22 protein-coding genes and 1 tRNA gene are annotated in these 18325 nt (G+C 66.8%); 11 read left to right on the top strand and 12 right to left on the bottom strand.

The features are described 5' to 3' along the window. Nucleotides 1-30: 30 nt before the first annotated feature. Nucleotides 31-1065, bottom strand: coding sequence for an NAD-dependent epimerase/dehydratase family protein (locus C5B90_RS04375; RefSeq protein ID WP_233511884.1), 1035 nt, complete (start codon nucleotides 1063-1065; stop codon nucleotides 31-33). 102 nt (nucleotides 1066-1167) lie between these two features. On the opposite strand from C5B90_RS04375, the gene C5B90_RS04380 reads away from it, so the two are divergent. From C5B90_RS04380 to C5B90_RS04405, 6 genes are all read left to right on the top strand, one after another. Next, nucleotides 1168-1437, top strand: a complete 270-nt coding sequence (locus C5B90_RS04380) for a hypothetical protein (RefSeq protein ID WP_004972948.1) — start codon at nucleotides 1168-1170, stop codon at nucleotides 1435-1437. 33 nt (nucleotides 1438-1470) lie between these two features. After that, nucleotides 1471-1605: a DNA-directed RNA polymerase subunit P gene (locus tag C5B90_RS04385; protein ID WP_004044283.1), complete on the top strand. Its 135-nt coding sequence runs from the start codon at nucleotides 1471-1473 to the stop codon at nucleotides 1603-1605. A 1-nt stretch (nucleotide 1606) separates the two neighbouring features. Beyond that, nucleotides 1607-1876, top strand: a complete 270-nt coding sequence (locus C5B90_RS04390; RefSeq protein ID WP_115879396.1) for a KEOPS complex subunit Pcc1 — start codon at nucleotides 1607-1609, stop codon at nucleotides 1874-1876. 43 nt (nucleotides 1877-1919) lie between these two features. Then, nucleotides 1920-2303 carry a prefoldin subunit beta gene (locus C5B90_RS04395; RefSeq protein WP_004972952.1) on the top strand — a complete coding sequence of 128 codons (384 nt, stop codon included), beginning with the start codon at nucleotides 1920-1922 and terminating at the stop codon, nucleotides 2301-2303. Continuing rightward, complete coding sequence (locus tag C5B90_RS04400; RefSeq protein WP_004972953.1) at nucleotides 2304-2558, top strand: DUF3194 domain-containing protein; 255 nt, start codon at nucleotides 2304-2306, stop codon at nucleotides 2556-2558. A gap of 183 nt (nucleotides 2559-2741) precedes the next feature. Beyond that, nucleotides 2742-2948 carry an HVO_0649 family zinc finger protein gene (locus tag C5B90_RS04405; protein ID WP_049904953.1) on the top strand — a complete coding sequence of 69 codons (207 nt, stop codon included), beginning with the start codon at nucleotides 2742-2744 and terminating at the stop codon, nucleotides 2946-2948. Nucleotides 2949-3063: 115 nt separating this feature from the next. On the opposite strand, the gene C5B90_RS04410 is transcribed toward C5B90_RS04405, so the two are convergent. The 3 genes from C5B90_RS04410 to C5B90_RS04420 all read right to left on the bottom strand — a co-directional run bounded on the left by C5B90_RS04410 (nucleotide 3064) and on the right by C5B90_RS04420 (nucleotide 6423). Next, complete coding sequence (locus C5B90_RS04410; protein WP_115879398.1) at nucleotides 3064-4977, bottom strand: DUF2070 family protein; 1914 nt, start codon at nucleotides 4975-4977, stop codon at nucleotides 3064-3066. 180 nt (nucleotides 4978-5157) lie between these two features. Continuing rightward, nucleotides 5158-5709: a GMP synthase subunit A gene (locus C5B90_RS04415; RefSeq protein WP_115879400.1), complete on the bottom strand. Its 552-nt coding sequence runs from the start codon at nucleotides 5707-5709 to the stop codon at nucleotides 5158-5160. A 159-nt stretch (nucleotides 5710-5868) separates the two neighbouring features. After that, complete coding sequence (locus tag C5B90_RS04420) at nucleotides 5869-6423, bottom strand: hypothetical protein (protein WP_115879402.1); 555 nt, start codon at nucleotides 6421-6423, stop codon at nucleotides 5869-5871. Nucleotides 6424-6524: 101 nt separating this feature from the next. Between C5B90_RS04420 and C5B90_RS04425 the strand changes: the two genes are divergently transcribed. Both C5B90_RS04425 and C5B90_RS04430 read left to right on the top strand, forming a co-directional pair. Then, the gene (locus tag C5B90_RS04425) at nucleotides 6525-6872 is read left to right on the top strand and encodes a DUF192 domain-containing protein (RefSeq protein WP_115879404.1); all 348 of its coding nucleotides are present in this window, start codon (nucleotides 6525-6527) and stop codon (nucleotides 6870-6872) included. A 250-nt stretch (nucleotides 6873-7122) separates the two neighbouring features. After that, nucleotides 7123-8661, top strand: a complete 1539-nt coding sequence (locus C5B90_RS04430; RefSeq protein WP_115879406.1) for a (R)-citramalate synthase — start codon at nucleotides 7123-7125, stop codon at nucleotides 8659-8661. A 93-nt stretch (nucleotides 8662-8754) separates the two neighbouring features. Here the strand turns inward: C5B90_RS04430 and C5B90_RS04435 are convergent, their stop codons facing one another. Continuing rightward, the gene (locus C5B90_RS04435) at nucleotides 8755-8934 is read right to left on the bottom strand and encodes a hypothetical protein (protein WP_049968110.1); all 180 of its coding nucleotides are present in this window, start codon (nucleotides 8932-8934) and stop codon (nucleotides 8755-8757) included. Nucleotides 8935-9037: 103 nt separating this feature from the next. Next, nucleotides 9038-9199, bottom strand: coding sequence for a hypothetical protein (locus tag C5B90_RS20745; protein WP_199180647.1), 162 nt, complete (start codon nucleotides 9197-9199; stop codon nucleotides 9038-9040). A gap of 104 nt (nucleotides 9200-9303) precedes the next feature. On the opposite strand from C5B90_RS20745, the gene bluB reads away from it, so the two are divergent. Further along, nucleotides 9304-9960, top strand: a complete 657-nt coding sequence (gene bluB / locus C5B90_RS04440) for a 5,6-dimethylbenzimidazole synthase (RefSeq protein WP_115879408.1) — start codon at nucleotides 9304-9306, stop codon at nucleotides 9958-9960. 401 nt (nucleotides 9961-10361) lie between these two features. Here the strand turns inward: bluB and C5B90_RS04445 are convergent. Further along, nucleotides 10362-10446 (bottom strand) — tRNA-Ser (locus tag C5B90_RS04445). A 198-nt stretch (nucleotides 10447-10644) separates the two neighbouring features. On the opposite strand from C5B90_RS04445, the gene C5B90_RS04450 reads away from it, so the two are divergent. After that, nucleotides 10645-11595, top strand: a complete 951-nt coding sequence (locus C5B90_RS04450) for a MoxR family ATPase (RefSeq protein WP_115879410.1) — start codon at nucleotides 10645-10647, stop codon at nucleotides 11593-11595. 45 nt (nucleotides 11596-11640) lie between these two features. On the opposite strand, the gene C5B90_RS04455 is transcribed toward C5B90_RS04450, so the two are convergent. From C5B90_RS04455 to C5B90_RS04475, 5 genes are all read right to left on the bottom strand, one after another. Continuing rightward, nucleotides 11641-12879: an RNA-guided endonuclease TnpB family protein gene (locus tag C5B90_RS04455; RefSeq protein ID WP_115879412.1), complete on the bottom strand. Its 1239-nt coding sequence runs from the start codon at nucleotides 12877-12879 to the stop codon at nucleotides 11641-11643. A 172-nt stretch (nucleotides 12880-13051) separates the two neighbouring features. Continuing rightward, nucleotides 13052-13558, bottom strand: a complete 507-nt coding sequence (locus C5B90_RS04460; protein WP_115879414.1) for a hypothetical protein — start codon at nucleotides 13556-13558, stop codon at nucleotides 13052-13054. Next, complete coding sequence (locus C5B90_RS04465; RefSeq protein ID WP_115879416.1) at nucleotides 13546-14814, bottom strand: DUF58 domain-containing protein; 1269 nt, start codon at nucleotides 14812-14814, stop codon at nucleotides 13546-13548. Before C5B90_RS04465 ends, C5B90_RS04460 begins: the two co-directional genes overlap by 13 nt. Then, entirely contained in the window at nucleotides 14811-15383 is a 573-nt protein-coding gene (locus C5B90_RS04470; protein ID WP_115879418.1) for a hypothetical protein, read from the bottom strand. The genes C5B90_RS04465 and C5B90_RS04470 overlap by 4 nt, the downstream gene beginning before the upstream one ends. After that, the gene (locus C5B90_RS04475; protein WP_115879420.1) at nucleotides 15380-16339 is read right to left on the bottom strand and encodes a DUF4129 domain-containing protein; all 960 of its coding nucleotides are present in this window, start codon (nucleotides 16337-16339) and stop codon (nucleotides 15380-15382) included. Before C5B90_RS04475 ends, C5B90_RS04470 begins: the two co-directional genes overlap by 4 nt. 722 nt (nucleotides 16340-17061) lie before the next feature. Between C5B90_RS04475 and C5B90_RS04480 the strand changes: the two genes are divergently transcribed. Beyond that, complete coding sequence (locus tag C5B90_RS04480) at nucleotides 17062-18288, top strand: orc1/cdc6 family replication initiation protein (protein WP_115879422.1); 1227 nt, start codon at nucleotides 17062-17064, stop codon at nucleotides 18286-18288. Nucleotides 18289-18325: the final 37 nt, after the last annotated feature.

Below are 18325 nucleotides of genomic sequence, written 5' to 3' on the forward strand. Positions count from 1 at the left end.
TGGGGGAGTCGGATTGCTATCGCTCGTGGTTTATTTCGAGCCTTGTCGGATTCCTCCCACGGCTGAAGCCGTGGGCTTCCTCCTTGCATCTCTGTGAATCGGCTCGGCTTCGGCCTCGGCTTCTTCCCGTTGCGTTTCGTACCACGCGACCGTCTCGGCGATGGCGTCTCGAAGGGGGGTCGGTTCGACGGCGTCGCCGAACGTCTCGCGGAACTTCGTGTCGCGGACGACGTACGGTTCCTCGAAGGCGTAGCGCATCTCCGAGAGTCCCTTCAGCGGCGCGCTCAGGTAGCCGCCGAGGGTCAGCGCGAGCCCCGGCGCAGCGATGATGTGCGGAAAGCCCGGGTCGACGTCGGCGGCCTCGTAGACGAGGTCGACAAAGCGGCGCGTCGAGACCGTCTCGGGGTTCGGGACGTGCCAGACCTCGCCGAGGGCCTCGTCGCGTTCGCCGAGGAGGACGAGCGCCCGCGCGAAGTCGGGGACGTAGGTGTAGGTGTGGGCGAGTCGCGGGTCGCCGAACACCTTCGCGCGCTTGCCGGCGACGGCGGCGCCGAACACCTGCTCGCCGACGGCCGACTCGCGGACGCGCGGGCCGAAGAAGTCGCTGGCGCGGCCGATGGTGGCCTCGATGCGGCCCGCCTCGTGGGCGTCGAGGACGATGTCGGCGCACTCGGCTCTGGTCTGGCCCTTCGGGCCGGTGGCGGCATAGGGGAGGTCCTCGGTGAGGCGGACCTGCACCGGGCCGTACATGTAGAGGTCCTCGGCGACGACGAGGCGCGCGCCGGCGGCTTCGGCTCCCGCGACGATGCCGCGGGTGAGGTCGGGAAACAGTTCGGGCCAGTCGTCGTACGGCGGTTTGGCACAGTGATAGATGACATCGGCGTCCGCGAAGGCGGCGACGGCGCGGTCAGGGTAGAGCACGTCGGCGAGGCGGCTCTCGACGCCCTCGGGGAGGAACTCTGGTTCGTGGCGCGTCACCGCGACCACGTCCGCCCCGCGCTCCCTGAGCTGTTCCATCACCGCGAGTCCGACCGGGCCGGCACCGACCACCACGTGTTGTGTCATGGTCTCCCGTACGCACGCCGGCGACAAAGCGGTGTCTAGGCCCGTCACATGCCGAGACGACTCGTAGGGTTTATCCATACCGGCGAGGTAGTTCGCGGTACTATGGCCGACAAGAAGGCTCGATCCGTCGGTAGTTCCGGGCGCTTCGGCGCGCGGTACGGCCGCGTCGCTCGACGCCGTGTCAAGGAAATCGAAGCAGAGATGCGCAACTCCAAAGTCGACGGCGACGACGTCACCCGCGTCGGAACCGGCATCTGGAAGAACGAAGAGACCGGTGAGGTCTTCACCGGCGGTACCTACCGCCCGCAGACCCCCGCAGGCAAGCAGGTCCGCCGCTCCATCCGCGCCGCGCTCACCGGCGAGGACGAATAACGCCCAAGTAGCCTCGACTCTTCACATCTCACAATGAGCTACAAGTGTTCCCGGTGCAAGCGCGATGTCGAACTGGACGAGTTCGGTGGCGTCCGCTGTCCGTACTGCGGGCACCGCGTCCTGCTGAAGGAGCGGTCCCCCAACGTCAAAGAAGTCGCCGTCGAGTAGCGTGCGTCCAGCGCACAGCGCTTCGCTCGAATTCGACTATTCTGACGAGCGGCGCGCACGCGTCGTCGAGCGGAGCGTCGCCGTCGAGGAAGGCGAGATAGACGACGCCCGGTCCGGTGCCCGCGTCGGCCGCGAGGGGCGGACCGTCGTGGTCACCGTCGAGGCCGACGACCTCGTCGCGCTCCGCGCGGGCGTGAACTCGTGGATACGCCTCGTCGAGACCACAGAGCGCGTCGCGGACGCCGGCGAGCCACTGTCCGGGTCCGCGTAGGAGACCGCGGGTGTTTTAGGGCCGGCGTCCCGTCGGTTCGGGTATGCAGGGAAGTCTGCCGCCGGAAGCCCAAGAGAAGCTCGAAGAACTGCAGAACCTTCAGGAGACCGCCCAGAACGTCTCCGAGCAGAAGCAGTCCTCCGAGACCGCGCTCAACGAAGCACAGACGGCGCTCACCACGCTCGAGGAAATCGACGCTGACTCCAAGATGTACCGCGAAGTCGGCGAACTCCTCATCGAGACCGACTACGAAGCGGCCAAGGACGACCTCGAAGAGAAGGTCGAGAGCCTCGAAGTGCGCGTCGAACAGCTCACGAAGCAGGAGACGCGCGTGCAGGAGAAGTTCGAGAGCCTGCAGGAAGAGCTCCAGCAGATGCTCCAGGGCGGCGCGGGCGGCGCGGGTCCGATGGGCCCCGGCGGCGCGTAAATGCCACAGCCGACGGACGAAGAAGTGGTCCAGACCGCCGCGGAGGCGGCTGAGGGCCTCATCTTCGCCCGCTTCAAGCAGTCTCGCGTCAAGGACTTCGACGTCACCGTGACGTTCGAAGACGGCGTCCTCGACGTGGACGTGTACGTCAACGCGCCCGACGACGCCGACGACGCGGAAGCCGTCGCCGAGGAGGCGGCGCTGACGGCGCAGGAGGCCGTGGACGAACTGTTCGCGGCCGCCGACGAAGAGTAAGGGACGTTCTCGCGGGCACCCCCCGCACTCGGTTTCTCCCGGTGAGCGGCGGCGCTGTGCCGGTCGAGGCGCGGGCCGAACGTGCGGGATTCGGGCGGTGATTTTTGGATTCCGCAAGTATCACTTCGCTTAGGTATTGTGCCATACGACACAATTAAACAGGATAGTGGTGTATGTTATCTTATGTCAATCAGAAGGACGCCGAGAGGGACGACCGCACTGGACCGGTTGCGAGAGCGATACAGCGAGGCCGACCTCACCTGTTCGAAATGCGGCTTCACCGACAGCGACGGTGAATGGTCCGCCAAGACGACCGGGTCGAGCGTGTTCTACCGACGGGTCTGCCCGAGTTGCGGCGCTATCGAGACGCGGACGCTCTCGCTGAAGTAGTGCGACGGAGGTTGCTCGTCGCTCGAAAAGAATCGTGAGTGGCGACGCGGCCGGCAGGCCGTCTCGTCTACAGGCGGAGGAGGCCGAGTGCCTCGGGGCTTGACCCCGAGGCGGTTCACGCGAGGAAGAACACGAGCAGACTGACAGCCATCGCCGCGAGGATGAGCGCGAGCGCGAGCGCCCCGCCCATCGAGACGACGACGTTAGCGTGGCTGGCGAGCGTCTCGGTGCGGTCGTTGCCGAAAATCGTCACCTCGGCGCGCTCGGTCGCCATGCCGGCGACGACGGGTTCGGCGTCCGCGAGCGCCTCGTCGACGAGGCGGTCGATGGTCTCGCGGAGTTCGTCGGGGTCGATGGCCGCGCCGACCTGATTTTCCGCCTCGACGGTGTTGACGATGTGCGTGTCGGTCGTCATCACCTCGGCCACGTCGGCTTTCGCGTTCGGCCCGGTCGTGAGCCCCTCGACGATGCGGTCGCGCAGGCCGGGTTCCATGTTGTTCCCGTCGATGAGGACGTACGCGGTCGTCTGGTCGCCGACGTTCGTCGTGGCCACGCGGATGCCCAGCGGGCCGATTCCCTCCCGCGGCGTCCAGTCGGTCGGGTCGAACGCCGTCCCCAAGGTGAGCGAGGCGTGCGACGACGCGGAGAGTTCCTCGCCCGCGAGGCCGGCGGCGGTAATCATGTCGAACGAGCGCTTGCTCCCCGGTGTGACGTGGCCGAGGTCGGCACCCTGGAGCCCGTTGTTGCAGTTGTGGGCGTCGACGAGGAGTACGTCCCGCAGACCCGTGGTTCGGGCCTCGGCGGACGCCGAGAGGCCGACCGCGTACTCGACGTCGTCGGCGAACTGCGGGGCGTACGTCGACACGAGGAGCGCGTCGTCGCCGAAGCGCTGGCCGAGCATCTTCGCGTCGCCGGACTGCACGCGGACGCTTTCTGTCACGTCCGGGCTGTACTCGATGCGCTCGTAGGCGTCGTCGGCCGCGTCGAGGACCACGTCGACCTCGCGTTCGGTGACGAGGTTGAAGTCGTGGCCGGCGGTGGCGTGCGGGGGGAACGCGAGACCCTCGGCCCGGCGGGCGACGCGTTCGGGGAAGTTGCCGCCACCGATTTCGCCCATCGGCCCGGGGTGAATCATCGGCAGGACGAACCGGGCCTTCTCGGTGCCGTCCTCGCGCTCGAACGAGAGCACGGTGACGGGGACGATGGCCTCCTGGCCAAGCTGTTCGAAGAAGTCCTCCAGCTCGCGGGTCCCCTCGGCGATGTGGCCGATGAAGCCGCGGATGAAGTCGAGGACGGACACGCCGAGGCTCCGCCGCCACGGGCGGTCGACGATGCGGAGGAAGACGTAGACGCCGAGCGCGTACATCACGCAGGTGATAGCGAGGAGTTGGAAGTGACTCAGCGCGATGGCCGACAGCTCCGGCGGGGCCCGGTCGGGGCGGGCGAGATAGGGCATCAGATAGGCGTCGAGGATGGGGCCGCCGACCTCGAAGAAGCGGAGCGTCCCGCTGTAGACGAACAGGAGCGCGGCGGACGTGAGCGTCTGGATGCTCGCCGGGACCGCCGCGATGAGCAGCGACGACCGTGAGACGGCCATCACGATGAGCAGGCGGAAGGCGAACACCGACGCGAGGGCGACCACGAGCGCGTCGAAGATGAACGTCTGGCCGAGGCCCGTGAAGACGGAGACGATGGCGGCCCCGGTGAGGAACGTCACGATAATCACCTCGCCGGCGAGCGCGAGGAGCGACGAGCGGTTGTGCGTCAGCTTCCCGCCGACGAACCGGTCGACGCCGGTGGTTCCGAACGCCGCGACGACGGTCGGAATCCCGATGAAGAAGATGCCTTCCCAAGCGTCTCTCCCGAGGAAGAAGATGCCCCGCCACGAGCCGGCGATGTCCCCGGAGTCGAACGCACCGATACCCGCCATCGCGGCGACGAGCAGGGCGAACCCGAGACTCGTGTACCAACTGGGCGCGCGGAAGATGAACCGCGAGAGCCCAGCGAGGTCGCTCTGGGTGGAGGTCATTTTCCGAACAGACAGAACGGAGGCCGGTAAATGTCTCGGCTTGCTTCCGAGAAACGACCGTGAGAGACCGCGTCGTGTCGCCGGATTGCGGTTTTTCCCCGCGGCGACGGAGAGAAAGAGACGCGTCGCCGCGGAGAACGCGGTCGCGGTCGGAGGCGACCGACCGCTCGTAGTCGTCGATTACTGCTCGCAGATGTCGATGAAGTTCTCGAAGACTTCCTCCCCCTCGGCGGTGTGGGCGACCTCGGGGTGCCACTGGACGCCGTAGAGGTCGCGGTCGGCGTCGCTCATGGCCTCGATGGTACACACGTCGCTCGTGGCGGTGTGGGTGAAGCCCTCGGGGACTTCCTTGACCTCGTCGGCGTGGCTGGCCCAGACGCGGGTCTCGGGGGCGAGCGAGCCGATGAGCGGGTCGTCCTCGTCGAGGATTTCCACGTCCACGTCGGCGTAGCCGCCGTAGTCGCCGGAGCCGACGCGGCCGTCGAGCTCTTCGGCGAGAATCTGCATGCCGAGACAGATGCCCAAGACGGGCACGTCGAGGTCGAGGTAGTCGGGACTGCGGCCGATGCGGTCCATGTCGGGGCCGCCGGAGAGGACGATGCCGTCCGCGTCGATGTCCGCGGGGTCGGTGTCGTTGTCGACGAGTTCGGTGTCGACGCCGAGGTCGCGGAGCGCGCGCCGTTCGAGGTGGGTGAACTGCCCGTGGTTGTCGATGACGACGATGCGGGTCATGTCCCGGATTGGACCACCGTGCCTAAAAGTCAATCGAAGAATGGTCGAGATACGCGTATCCGTGCATCGAACTGGCACATCGGGGCGGTTTGGCCGGGGGCGGTCGCTTCGGTGTGTGGATGGGTTCGTCGCCGCTTGTCACTCGTCGGCTTCCGCGATTCACTCGTCGCCGGCGCGGTCCCGCGCCGTCTGAAACCCGAGTTCGTCGAGTTCCTTCGTCCGGCGGCCCTCCCGTTCGGCGAGTGCCTCGACGGCGGGCGAGGCGTCGTCGTCGATGCGGGCGAACGACTTGTGGACCTTCGTGTGACACCACCGACACAGCGCGACCGTGATTTCGTGTGAGGGTTTGTCGCCGTCGCCATCACCGTCACCGTCACCATCACCGCCGCGGCCCCCGTACGAGAGGTGGTGTTCTTCGAGCAGTGGGCGGGCGGCCGAATCGTGGGCCATCCGGACCTCTTCGAGGCCGCAGCGGACGCACTCGCGGCCGTTCGTCGTCGAGGCGTAGTGCGGGCAGTCGCGGAAGTCACAGCCCTCCGCGGCCGCGACGCACTCGTAGTCCGCTCGGGCGCGCTCGCGGGCGAACGCCGGGTCGCGGTCGGCGTACTCGCGGGCGAGGCGGCACGCGCCGTCGCTCGTGAGGTGGTCGCAGCGGCCGGCGTGGTCGTAGGGGTCGTCGACACCCACGGGCGTGCCTGTCGGCGTCCGCTCCATGGAGCGCGTTCAGGGCGGGGCGGGCCTAAACGTTGCTCTCGACGGCGGACGGCCCGCCGTCTCGGCGGTGGATTCATCACGCCCGCCGCCGAAGCCGGGTCGTGAGACTCGTTCACCGACAGAACGGTTCCCAATCGACGCTCGCGTCGAACGTCGAGACGGCCGACTCGTTTCTCTCGCAGGCGCGCGGGCTGATGTTCCGCGGCTCCGTCCCGGACGACTACGCCCTCGTGTTCCAGTTCGACGACGCCGACCGCCACAGCCTCCACATGGTGTTCGTCCCGTTCGATATCGACGCGCTCTGGCTCGTCGGCGACGAGGTGACGAAGAAAAAGCGGCTGTCGGCGTGGACGGGCATCGGCTTCGGCATGGCCGACACCATCATCGAACTCCCCGCGGGCGCGGCCGACGACGTGGACCCCGGCGACTTGGTCGAACTCTCGGAGTAGACGCCGGCGCAACCGACCGACTGCGACGCCGACACCGCTGACGACCCCCACCGCCAAGTGAACGCGCTTCCAACGACACCCCCGCCGAGACGCCAATTTCTGTCGGAACCATCTCTTTTATACACTCGACGACATATGTGTTCAACTACTATGTCGGGACCTACCACACCGACGGAGGATAGAGTAAGTCGTCGCGAGACGGCTGGCTGTGAAATTCGACGGTTCTAACCTACAAGGACACGATTCTACCGTGAACGAACGATTCGGGAAGACCCCCGAGCTACGCACTTCTGATTCAGTACAGCTCTTAGACACCACGCTCCGCGACGGCGAGCAGGCCCCCGGCGTCTCGCTGACGCCGGCCCAGAAAGCCGACATCGCCCAGGCGCTCGACCGCGCGGAGGTCGATTACATCGAAGCCGGGAGTGCCTGCACCGGCCCCGGCGAGCGCGAGACCATAAAGCGCGTCACGTCGCTCGGCCTCGACGCGACGGTGACGAGTTTCGCCCGCGGCGTCAAGAACGACGTCGACCTCGCGCTCGACTGCGACGTGGACGGCATCACGCTCGTCGTCCCGGCAAGCGACCGACACGTCGAGTCGAAAGTCGGGACGACCCGCGAGGGCGTCGTCGAGACCACCGACGAACTCGTCGCCTACGCAAAGGACCACGGCCTCTGGGTCGAGGTCATCGGCGAGGACGGCTCGCGGGCCGCCCCGGAGTTCCTCGAATCGCTCGCCCGCGCCAGCCACGACGCCGGTGCCGACCGCTTCTGTTTCGCCGACACGGTCGGCCACACGAGCCCCGAACACACCTACGAAGTCGTCTCCCGACTCGCCGAACTCGGGCCGACCTCGACGCACACCCACGACGACCTCGGCCTCGCGATGGCGAACGTTCACGCCAGCCTCGCCGCGGGCGCGGACCTCGTCCACACCACGGTCAACGGCATCGGCGAGCGCGCCGGCAACGTCGCGCTCGAAGAGGTCGCCATCGCGCTCGACCACTGCTACGACGTGGAGTCGGTGAAGCTCGACGAACTGTACGCGCTCGCCCAGAAGGTCGCACAGGCCACGGGCGTCTCGCTCCCGCCGAACAAGGCGGTCGTCGGCCAGAACGCCTTCACTCACGAGAGCGGCATCCACACCGACGGGACGCTCAAGGACGACGCGATGTACGAGCCGTACCCGCCGGAGACGGTCGGCCGCGAGCGCCGCCTCGTCCTCGGAAAGCACGCCGGCCGCGCCGGTGTCAAGGCCGCACTCGACGAACACGGCGTCGACGCCACCGACGAGGAAGTCGCGGCCGTCGTCGAGCGCGTGAAGGAACTCGGCGACCGCGGCAAGCGCGTCACCGACGCCGACCTCCTCGCGTTCGCAGAAGACGTCCAGGGCCGCGAGCGCGCCCGACAGGTCGAACTGCTCGACCTCACGGCCGCCTCCGGGGGCGGCACCCCGACCGCGAGCGTCCGCCTCCGCGTCGAGGGCGAAGAACGCGTCGCCTCCGGCACCGGGTCCGGTCCGGTCGACGCCGCGGTGAAAGCCGTCCGCGAGGCGCTCGGCCCCGACGCCGACGCCCAACTCGACGAGTACCACGTCGACGCCATCACCGGCGGCACCGACGCCGTCGTGACCGTCGAGGTGACGATGTCGCTCGGCGACCGAAGCGTCACCGTCGCGGCGTCGCACGCCGACATCACGCGGGCGAGCGTCCAGGCGATGGTGAACGCGCTGGACCGACTGCTCGCGCCGAATCACACGTCGCCGACGCCCGCGTCGGCTGACGACTGAGAAAACGACCCTGTCGCGTCCGCGTTCGCTCCCGCTCCCGCTTCCCTTCTCGCGGACGACCGATTTCGCTCCGAGACCGCAGTCGACTCCGACCTACTGCGTGTCTTTGGCGACGAGGTAGGTCCAGCCGCCCCGGCGCTCGAACCCGATAGCGGCGTCGCCGAGTTCCGTCTCCGCGAAGTCGGCGACGCGGCCGGTCCGGACCGTCGTCACGTCGATGCGTCGCGTCCCGTCCCGTTCGCCCGTGTCCGCGCTTGCTACGTTCGCACTCATACTTGCGCTGACGCGGGCAGGGGATATGTATCGCATCCTAGTAGAGTGAAAGTGAAATCGAGGGACTGCGCGGGGGAGGCGCTCACGCGGGGGAGAGCGTGACTCAGGTCGAACTCGGCTTCGAGCCCAGTCCGAAGGTGATGAGTGTGGCCACGATGACGAACACGACGCCGAAGTAGCCGGCAAGTCGGTAGACCTCGATGGTGAGCAACAGGAACAGGAGGGCGATGATGACTTCGAGTCTGTGTTCGAGTGTGGCGTCCATACGGCCCATCATTCGTGTCTGATTAGTAACTATTTTGGTTGGCAAAGTGTGAGCCGTCGGGCGAATCAGAACCGATTTGCAAGCCAGTCTGGACTATCGAATCGATGGTTGCATTCACCGAGCGCGAGCGGGCGGGCGTGTACAAGTCGATATACGCGCGGCGGGACATCAGGCGGTTCGGCGACGACCCGGTGTCCGAGGAGACGCTGGCGCGGCTGCTCGACGCCGCGCACCACGCCCCGAGCGTCGGCTTCTCGCAACCGTGGGACTTCGTGGTCGTCGAGGACGACGAGACGAAGACGGCCGTCGCGTCCATCGCGGAGCGGGCGATTGCGGCGGCCCGCGAGGGCTATCGAGAGCCCCGAAAATCGGAGTTCGGTCGGCTGAAGTTGGAAGGTATCACCGACGCCCCGGTGAACATCTGCGTCACGTGCGACCCGACACGCGGCGCGCCGCACGTCCTCGGACGCAACACGATGCAGGCGATGGACGCCTACTCGACGTGTCTCGCCGTGCAGAACCTCTGGCTGGCCGCACGGGCCGAGGGCGTCGGCGTCGGCTGGGTGTCGTTTCTCTACCCGCACGAGGTCCGCGAAGTACTCGAGATCCCGCACCACGTCGAGCCGATTGCGTATCTCTGCGTCGGCTATCCCGAAGATGGCTTTCCCGAGGAGCCGGTGCTTCAGCGGGAGGGCTGGCGCGAGCGCATCGAGACGAGCGAACTCGTTCACTGGGGACGGTGGGAGTCAGGGTCGGTTTGAAGAACAACGTTTGAACTCGGGAAGGCGTTCGTCCCGCGCCTCCGAACCCCACGGGCATCGTCAGCTATCGACGAAAATCACTCCGAGACGGTGCAGAGAACAATAGCACGGTATAGCCGACGACTCCTCCGACGAGCAGCGCCGCGACTGCACCAGCGGGCCCTCCGAGCGAAAAGCCTTGGACGGCGATGACACCGAATAGTACCACGCCGAGTGCGTTGAGCCGCTGTTCGAGTGAGTGTTCCATGCCCGGGTTCGTGGTGGAAATATAACAATTCTATCGGTCAGAAATCTGTCAGAGTGGGGTTGGGTGACGAAATGTAACCCTAGGCCGTCGCAGGCACACCACGCAGTCGCGGCGCGACGAGACGCGCCGCTCAGAATGTTGTGGCCGCGAGAAGCGCCGAGGGTGAGATTTGAACTCACGTGTCCGAATGGACAGTAGATTTCGAATCTACCGCCTTGGCCGGGCTAGGCTACCTCGGCTTCCATCGTTGTCTCTCTCGCGGATAGTTTAATCCGTTTCGATTTCCGAGGGCCGCGGCGAGGAGTCACACGGACGCAGTCGGCGAGTCTGTGGCCCAACTGCGTCCGGGCGGGACGGGCGGAGTCGACGACCGACGAGCGACCGACCAGAGCGCCACCGACCAATGGGAATAAGTCGCACGCAGACCCGGGTGGTGTATGGACATCGACACGGCCAGCGAGACGTGCACCGAGGTTCTCGACGCCATCTCGGAGGCCGTCATCGCCGACCGAGCCTTCCTCGAAACCGTCCTGACGGGCGTCCTCGCCCGCGGCCACGTCCTCCTCGAAGACGTCCCGGGAACCGGAAAGACACTCACCGCGCGGAGCGTCGCCACCGCGCTCGGACTGTCGTTTTCCCGCGTACAGTTCACCCCGGACCTGCTTCCCGCCGACGTGACCGGGACGAACATCTACGACGAACGCGAGCGGACCTTCGAGTTCTCTCCGGGGCCCATCTTCGCGAACGTCGTCCTCGCCGACGAAATCAACCGCGCGCCGCCGAAGACGCAGGCCGCCCTCCTCGAAGCAATGGAAGAGGGGCAGGTGACCGTCGACGGCGAGACCCACCAGCTTCCGAAACCGTTCTTCGTCATCGCCACGCAGAACCCCGTCGAGCAAGAGGGGACGTTCACCCTCCCCGAGGCGCAGGTCGACCGATTCGTCGTGAAATCGGCCATCGGCTACCCCGACCTCGACGGTGAGGTCGAACTCCTCCACCGGCGCGCCGGCCGGAGCGAACAGAGCCCGAGCGTCGAGCGCGTCCTCGACCGCGACACGGTCGCCGCCATCCGCCGCGCGCCCGAGTCGGTCCGCGTTGAGGACGACCTGCTCGAATACATGGCGAAGCTCGCGCGAGAGACCCGAACCGACCGCCGGGTCCGCATCGGCGTCTCCCCCCGCGGAACCCAACGGCTGTTCGAGGCGACCCGCGCCCGCGCCGTCATCGAGGGCCGCGAGTTCGTCACGCCCGACGACGTGAAACGCGTCGCGCAGTCGGTGCTCGCACACCGCCTCGTTTTGACGCCGGACGCGCGGGTCGAAGACGTGCAGAAATCGGATGTCGTCGATGACGTGCTCGGCCGGGTGACCGTGCCGACGCTAGAGTAAGCTACCACGCCCTGAAGGGCGTGGCATTCAGCGTGGACTCCCGTTCTAACCGCTGAGAGCAGTAGGCGAATACTCGCCATTCACGTTCAACATCCCACTGTTCAAGCGCACGCCTACGGGTGCGCCTCCACGACCAGACTTTTGCTGGTCGCGGAGATACTTCAGGCCGATATTCTTCGCCGCGTTGTAATCTGCGTGAACATCGTACCCGCACTTCAGGCAACCGAACTCATCCTGCCCGTTGTTGTGTGGACGATTATCCTCGTGGGTGAACCCGCACTTCGAGCAACGTTGACTCGTGTACGCCGGATTAATCTGCTTCACCACTAGTCCTTCTGACTCGGCTTTGTACGTGACGTACTCGAACAAGCGGTGGAACGCCCATTTGTGAACCGCCTTCGCGTAAGGCAGGCGTTCGCGGATTCCTTTGAGTTGCTCGAACACGATATGCGTACAACCGTTCTCCAACGCTTCTTCCACGAGTTCGTTCGAGATGGTGTGAAACATCTGTTCGAACCTCCCAGTCTGCTTTCGACCGACTCGCTGAACGTTCTCGTGTGCCCACCGAGTCCCGGTCTGTTGCAGGTCGCCCCGTCGCTTCTCGTACTCTCGGTGCCAGTGATTGAGTTCGCCGCCGCTCCAGAACTTGCCGGTTGAGGTGGTTGCGATGTTTGTGATGCCGAGGTCAACACCAAGGACGGAGACGTGCTTGGTATCGCCTTGTTCGGTATCATCGTTCTCCACGGCGGGCTTTGTCCGCATGTGGAGGTAGAAACAGTCCTCAACCGTGTCGTAGTGGAGTGTGGCCCCCTTCACGTCGTAGTCGCCGTTGAACAGGTACGCTGAGTGAGGCGTGTCACGCTGTTCGTCTGGTAGGACGAACTCTGCGGTGACTCGTCCGTCGATGGTGGCGAGTGTGGCGTGGTCGTCGTTGACCGTGACGGTTCGGGCGTCGTAGCTGGCGAACCGCGACGCGAAGTGTGGTTTCGAGGCTTTCTTTCCACCCTTCCAGCGTTCGACACAGCCTTTGACGGCTTCTGCGGCGCGGTTTCGTGCGGATTGCACGAGGTTGGCCGGGAGCGGTGAGTCGTCTCGAACTTCGTAGTACGTGAGGTCGTGGAGTTTCTGCTTGCTGGTGATTTTCCAGTCTGGTTCCCACGCTACGTCTACGACGTAGTTGGCGGCGTCGAGGAAGTGGTCGGTTGTCTGGTGGAGAAGTTCAGCGGCACTCTCATCCACATCGAGTTTGATGGGTACAGTTCGAGTGCTTGAGTCGTCCACCATCTGTACTTCATATGTAGAGATCTGTATTTATAATATTTCAGTTGGCGTGGGGGAGTCGGACTGCTATCGAACGTGGTTTGTGTCCGAGTTGTCGGCTTCCTCCCGCGCCTAAAGGCGCGGGTTTCCGCCTTGCGTTCATTATGAGTAGGTGTTTGTGAGGCGGACACGCCGCTCAGCGCGTGACGACCGTCACGAGCGCGACGACGCCGACCAACAGTAAGACGACGGCCGTGATGGGCTGGCCGCCGGCGGCCGCCCGGTCCGCGCCGTAGACGACCGCTGCGCCGACCGCGAGCACGACGAGCGTCGCCGCCGCGTGGACGAGTTCGAGCCGGAGCGTGTCGGTCTCGCGGCCGAGGTGTTCGCCGACGGAGCGTGCGTTCTCCGCGAGGTCCCACGCGAGTATCGACCCGAGCGTGGCGAGGAGAAGCGCCTCCGTCCCGGCCCCGCTCGCGCCCGCGAAGAGGAGCGAGAGGAAAAACAGCCCGCCCGCGGCGTCGACGATGCGCCGCGAGCCCCGGAACAGCCCGGCGGCGAGCGCGACCGTCGCGACGAGACCGCCGACCGCCGCGGTCGACGTGGTGAAGCCGAGTGTGAACGTCGTGAGCCCGGCGACCGACAGCGCCATCGCGGTCCCCGTCCGGGTCGGCTTGTGGGTGATTTCGCTCACCGCGACCACCCCGCTTCGGCCCGCGCGAGCGCGACGCCGAGGGGTTCGTCACCCCAGTCGAGGACGCGGACGCCGCTCCGCCGAAGTTCGCGGAGTCGCAGGTCGCGCTCGATGCGCGCGAGTCGCGCGCCGACGGTCGACGTCGTCGTCGGGTCCGGCGAGACGACCGTCACGGCGTGGCCGTAGGCCTCCAACCGACGGGCGACCGAGACGCCGTAGTCGTCCACGAGCGGCGAACAGAAGATGACCTGCGCGTCGCTGGCGAGGCGACGCCGGAGTCGCCGGACGGCCACAGAGGGGAAGAAGGCCCCGTCCGGCGGCGTCGGCGCGAACGCCGGGTGGGTCGCGAACAGTCGCCGAGCGCGGGCGCGGTGGTCGGCGCCCGACGAGGGGGCGAGCCAGCACTCATCGGGCCCGAACGCCGCGACGCCGACGCTGTCACCGCTGTCGAGGAGCGCCGAGAAGGCGACGCTCGCGGCGTCCACGGAGCGCTCGACCGCGGTCTCCGCCTCGTCGTCGGGGGCGACGTGCGCCTCCGGGCGGGTGTCGACGACGAGGACGACGGACGCCGCGCGCTCTTCTCTGAACTCTACCGTGGCGAGTTCGCCCGTGCGGGCGCGGCGGTTCCAGTCGATGCGCCGAATCGGGTCACCGTGGCGGTACTCGCGGATGGAGGCGAACTCCAGACCCGACCCCGGCACGTCGGTCTCGACGCGCCCGGCGTACTTCGAGGTGAGGCCACGAAGCGGCAGGTCCGCAGTCGCGGCGAGTTCCGGCTCACACCGGAGCGTCGTCTCGGCGTCGACCGTCTCTCGGGACTCGACGGCCCCGCTCGGGTCGCGGACGACGACGACTGTCTCGTCCCACGCGTGCTCGCCGCGGACGGCCGTGACCGTGTACGTCGCCGTCGCGGTCGCCCCCGGTCGGAGCGCTGTCCCCAGTCGGGCGGGGCCGTCGGCGACACCAAGTGCCGGCGGCACGCCGTCGACGACCCGGAGGTCGAACAACGTCCGCGACCCCTCGTTAGTGACGCGGAGCGTGACTTCGACCTCGTCGTCGGGGTCGGGCGTCGCGTCCGAGAGGTCGCGCTCGACGCGAAGCGACACCTCGGGAATCGCCGCGACCCGGACGTAGCCGAGCACGACGACGCCGAGGCCGGCCGCGAGGAGGAGCGACGGTTCGCGAGTGAACACGCCGACCGCGGCCGCGACGAGGACGAGGCCGTCGAGACCGGTCCAGCGTTCGGTGTCGAACCCGCGGCTCATCGGCGCTCACCCGTGGAGCCGTCGCCGGTGCCGATTCGCTCTATCGCGGCGATGGTCCGCTCGGCGCGGTCGGTGAGCGACGACTGTCCCGACAGGAAGAGCCGGACGCGCTGTCGGAGCGGAAGCGAGACGGACGCGCCGAGAAAGCGCGCGGCGACCGGGTCGTCGGTCCAGCCGCCGGTGTCGAGGAGCGCGGCCGCTTCCTCGGGGGCGCGGCCGCCGCGGGCGACGAGTGCCTGTTTCGCCCGCGCTTCGAGTCGGTCGACGACTCGCTTGCGGGCGGCCCAGCGGGTGCTTCGACCCGCCGCCGACACGAGGTCGTCGTCGAAGTCCGAGCCGGGTATCGGGACCGCGACTCGCGCTTCTGGGTCGCCGGTGACCGTGGTGCTCATCGAGGTGTCGCGGCGACGCTGGACGTACCGAAGTCCCTGGAGCGCCGCGAGCGCCGCGACGAGACCGAGGAAGATGTCCGTCAGTTCGAGGCCGAGCGAGACGCCGGCAACGACCGCGAAGCCCGCGGCCGTGGCGACGACGCCGACGAGCAAGAACAGCCGACGCGCGAGCGTCATCGGTCGTCCCCCCTCGCGTCGGCGTAGGTGGCTTCGATGTTTCTGAGCGCGTCGACCGCGCGCCGCTCGCGCTCCGGCGTCGCCTCGAAGCCGCCGTAGCGGACTTCCTCGAACAGCGTCGTCAGGTCGCCCACGTCGTCGCGGTCCATACCGGCGTCGACGGCCGAGTCGGCGAACTCGGCGGGCGTCGCGGAGCGGCGGTTCGGCACGTCGAGGAGGGCGGTCATCTCACCCCACGCGCGGAACACTTCGTTTTCCACGTCGGCGTCGCCGTCTTCGATGCGCTGAGCCGCGGCCCCGGCGGCGCGACCCACGGCGGCGACGTTCGGTCCTTCATCCTCGTCAGCCGGGTCGATTTCGTCGTCGGGCTCGGGGGGGTCGCCGGTCCCGGTGACGAGCAGGAAGACCGCGACGACGAGCGCGGCCGCGAGCAGGAGGCCGAACACGAGCGTCGGCGGCGAGACGGCCTGTGCTGCGCCCCCGTCGCCGAGGCTACCGCCGCCGCCGGCGGGGAGAAACGACACGTTGCGCGCGGCGGCCGCGGCGCGAGACGAAAACGAGAACTCGCGGCGACACGCCGTGAGGAGGGCGAAAAGCAGGACGACCGGCGGCCCGACCGCCACGTAGATGGCGAGGGGCGGCAGCAGGGAACCGGTCTCACGGTAGGCGTACGCGCCGAGGAGGACGAAGACGAGAGCGACCCCGGCGAGGATTTCGGGCGAGAGCAACCACGGGAGACACGGCGTCGGAATACTGAGACTGCCGGACGAATCACCGGTCGGTCGGACGCCGGTCTCGTCTGTGTCACCAGCGACTGCGCCGCCGGTCTCACCGCCACCGAACCCGACCGGGCCGCCGCTACTGACGACGGTCGAGTCGATTGTGGCGGCGACGACCGAGAGGGCGACGACCGCGAGGAGGGCGAGCGCGAGTGCGCGGAGGGCGGAACGGTCCACGATGGTAGGTAACAGTATCCGGGGTAAAGACATTTCGAGGGACGAAGCGGTCGTCGGGCGCGTGAACGACGCCGTCTCGGCATCCGTTCGGACCGAACGGTGGCCGCGCCTCCCGTGCCGGATGTCCGTCCGGACAGACCACCCGTGCAAGTGAACCACCCGCGGGTACGGTAGACGAAAGCCGAGGCACGACACTCACACACCATGTTTGCAAGTGAATCGGTGGCGAGAATGAGGGGGCGCGAAGACACACAGACACCACCATTGCACGTGAAGCGCGGCGACGCTGCGAAGGGGGTGGCACCGACGGCCGCGTGGGGAGAGCACCGATGCAAGTGAACCGCGAACGGGACTCACCCCTCACCACCCACCACCGTTGCAGGTGATTTGGGGCGTTTCAGTCCGGTTACGCGTCGTTCACAGCAGACACGCTCCACCGAGACTCGCATCGTGAGCACCAGAACATGTCATCGCTTTAGTTGAAACCGTGCTCTGTTGTTCTACTAGTCACTCTCGTGTACTCTCATTCACTTGCAAAAGTGGTGTGTGTCTGTTCAAACGAGTTCACACGAACCACGACATATGGTACCATGGACCGCATAGAAGGCGACGATTCTGACCCGAACACGCGGTCCGACCCCAACGACACCGCCGCCACAATTCACATGAATCAGATGAAATCGGGGTTTTAAATAAGGGGACGCTACAACGGACCGACGCTAATGCGCCGGTTCGAGCGAAAACAAAACGTCTTCACCAACAAGGACGCCCTCGGGGAGTCCTACAAGCCCGAGCGCATCGAGGAGCGCGACGACGAGATTTCGGAGTACATGGACGCGCTCCAACCGGTCGTCGACGGCTGGGAGCCGAACAACGTCTTCCTGTACGGAAACACCGGCGTGGGAAAGACCGCGGTCACCGAGTTCCTCCTCGAGATGCTCCTCGAAGACGTCTCGCAGTACGACGACGTGAACCTCAGCGTCATCTCCATCAACTGCAAGACGCTCAACTCCTCGTACCAGGTTGCGGTCGAACTCGTCAACGAGCTTCGACCGCCGGGTGCGGAGATTAGCTCGACCGGCTACCCCCAACAGACCGTCTTCAAGAAACTGTTTCAGGAGTTGGACGACGTAGGTGGGACGGTCCTTATCGTCCTCGACGAGGTGGACTCCATCGGCGACCGCGACGAACTCCTCTACGAACTCCCGCGGGCGCGCTCGAACGGCAAACTCGAAGACGCCAAGGTCGGCCTCATCGGCATCTCGAACGACTTCAAGTTCCACGACCAACTCGACCCGCGCGTACAGGACACCCTCTGCGAGCGCGAACTCCACTTTCCGCCGTACCAAGCGCCCGAACTCCAGAACATCCTCGAATCGCGCGCTGAGGTCGCCATCGCAGAGGACGCCTGCGAGGAGGGCGTGCTCAATCTCTGTGCGGCACTCGCCGCCCGCGACAGCGGGAGCGCGAGACAGGCGCTCGACCTCCTCCGGTTGGCGGGCGAACACGCCGAGAACAAAGACGACGAGCGAATCACGCTCGACCACGTCGACATCGCCCGGCAGAAACTCGAACAGGAGCGCGTCGTCGAGGGGATGCGCGAACTCACCGAGAACGGCCACTTCGCGCTCCTCGCGGTCGTCTCGAAGGCCGCCCACGACGAGACACCGTGTCGGATGCGCGACCTGTACCAGGAGTATCTCCGGCTGTGCAACTCCGCCGGCATCGACCCGCTCGCCCAACGGTCGGTCCACAACCACCTCTCTGACCTCCGGATGCTCGGCATCCTCTCTGCCGAGGAGAACCGCACCGGCTCGCGCGGGAACTACTACAGCTACGCCCTCGACGTCCCCTTCGCCAGCGCGATGGAAGCGCTCTCGGACGTGCTCTCGCTCGACTCCGTCCTCGACGAGATTCGGAAGACTGCAACGCAGGCCGAGGCGGCCTGAATCCACCCGACAGACGCGACTCACCCACCGGCCGGCA

This window comes from Haloferax sp. Atlit-12N (assembly GCF_003383095.1).
Taxonomy (GTDB): Archaea; Halobacteriota; Halobacteria; order Halobacteriales; family Haloferacaceae; genus Haloferax.

What these genes read in the sequence shown, in the direction of transcription:
- C5B90_RS04465 (WP_115879416.1), bottom strand. Translation starts at nt 14,814, where the DNA reads ATGAGCCGCGGGTTCGACACCGAACGCTGGACCGGTCTCGACGGCCTC.
- C5B90_RS04405 (WP_049904953.1), top strand. Translation starts at nt 2,742, where the DNA reads ATGTCAATCAGAAGGACGCCGAGAGGGACGACCGCACTGGACCGGTTG.
- C5B90_RS04395 (WP_004972952.1), top strand. Translation starts at nt 1,920, where the DNA reads ATGCAGGGAAGTCTGCCGCCGGAAGCCCAAGAGAAGCTCGAAGAACTG.
- C5B90_RS04380 (WP_004972948.1), top strand. Translation starts at nt 1,168, where the DNA reads ATGGCCGACAAGAAGGCTCGATCCGTCGGTAGTTCCGGGCGCTTCGGC.
- C5B90_RS04410 (WP_115879398.1), bottom strand. Translation starts at nt 4,977, where the DNA reads ATGACCTCCACCCAGAGCGACCTCGCTGGGCTCTCGCGGTTCATCTTC.
- C5B90_RS04400 (WP_004972953.1), top strand. Translation starts at nt 2,304, where the DNA reads ATGCCACAGCCGACGGACGAAGAAGTGGTCCAGACCGCCGCGGAGGCG.
- C5B90_RS20745 (WP_199180647.1), bottom strand. Translation starts at nt 9,199, where the DNA reads ATGGACGCCACACTCGAACACAGACTCGAAGTCATCATCGCCCTCCTG.
- bluB (WP_115879408.1), top strand. Translation starts at nt 9,304, where the DNA reads ATGGTTGCATTCACCGAGCGCGAGCGGGCGGGCGTGTACAAGTCGATA.
- C5B90_RS04385 (WP_004044283.1), top strand. Translation starts at nt 1,471, where the DNA reads ATGAGCTACAAGTGTTCCCGGTGCAAGCGCGATGTCGAACTGGACGAG.
- C5B90_RS04480 (WP_115879422.1), top strand. Translation starts at nt 17,062, where the DNA reads ATGCGCCGGTTCGAGCGAAAACAAAACGTCTTCACCAACAAGGACGCC.
- C5B90_RS04420 (WP_115879402.1), bottom strand. Translation starts at nt 6,423, where the DNA reads ATGGAGCGGACGCCGACAGGCACGCCCGTGGGTGTCGACGACCCCTAC.
- C5B90_RS04470 (WP_115879418.1), bottom strand. Translation starts at nt 15,383, where the DNA reads ATGACGCTCGCGCGTCGGCTGTTCTTGCTCGTCGGCGTCGTCGCCACG.
- C5B90_RS04450 (WP_115879410.1), top strand. Translation starts at nt 10,645, where the DNA reads ATGGACATCGACACGGCCAGCGAGACGTGCACCGAGGTTCTCGACGCC.
- C5B90_RS04455 (WP_115879412.1), bottom strand. Translation starts at nt 12,879, where the DNA reads ATGGTGGACGACTCAAGCACTCGAACTGTACCCATCAAACTCGATGTG.
- C5B90_RS04435 (WP_049968110.1), bottom strand. Translation starts at nt 8,934, where the DNA reads ATGAGTGCGAACGTAGCAAGCGCGGACACGGGCGAACGGGACGGGACG.
- C5B90_RS04375 (WP_233511884.1), bottom strand. Translation starts at nt 1,065, where the DNA reads ATGACACAACACGTGGTGGTCGGTGCCGGCCCGGTCGGACTCGCGGTG.
- C5B90_RS04415 (WP_115879400.1), bottom strand. Translation starts at nt 5,709, where the DNA reads ATGACCCGCATCGTCGTCATCGACAACCACGGGCAGTTCACCCACCTC.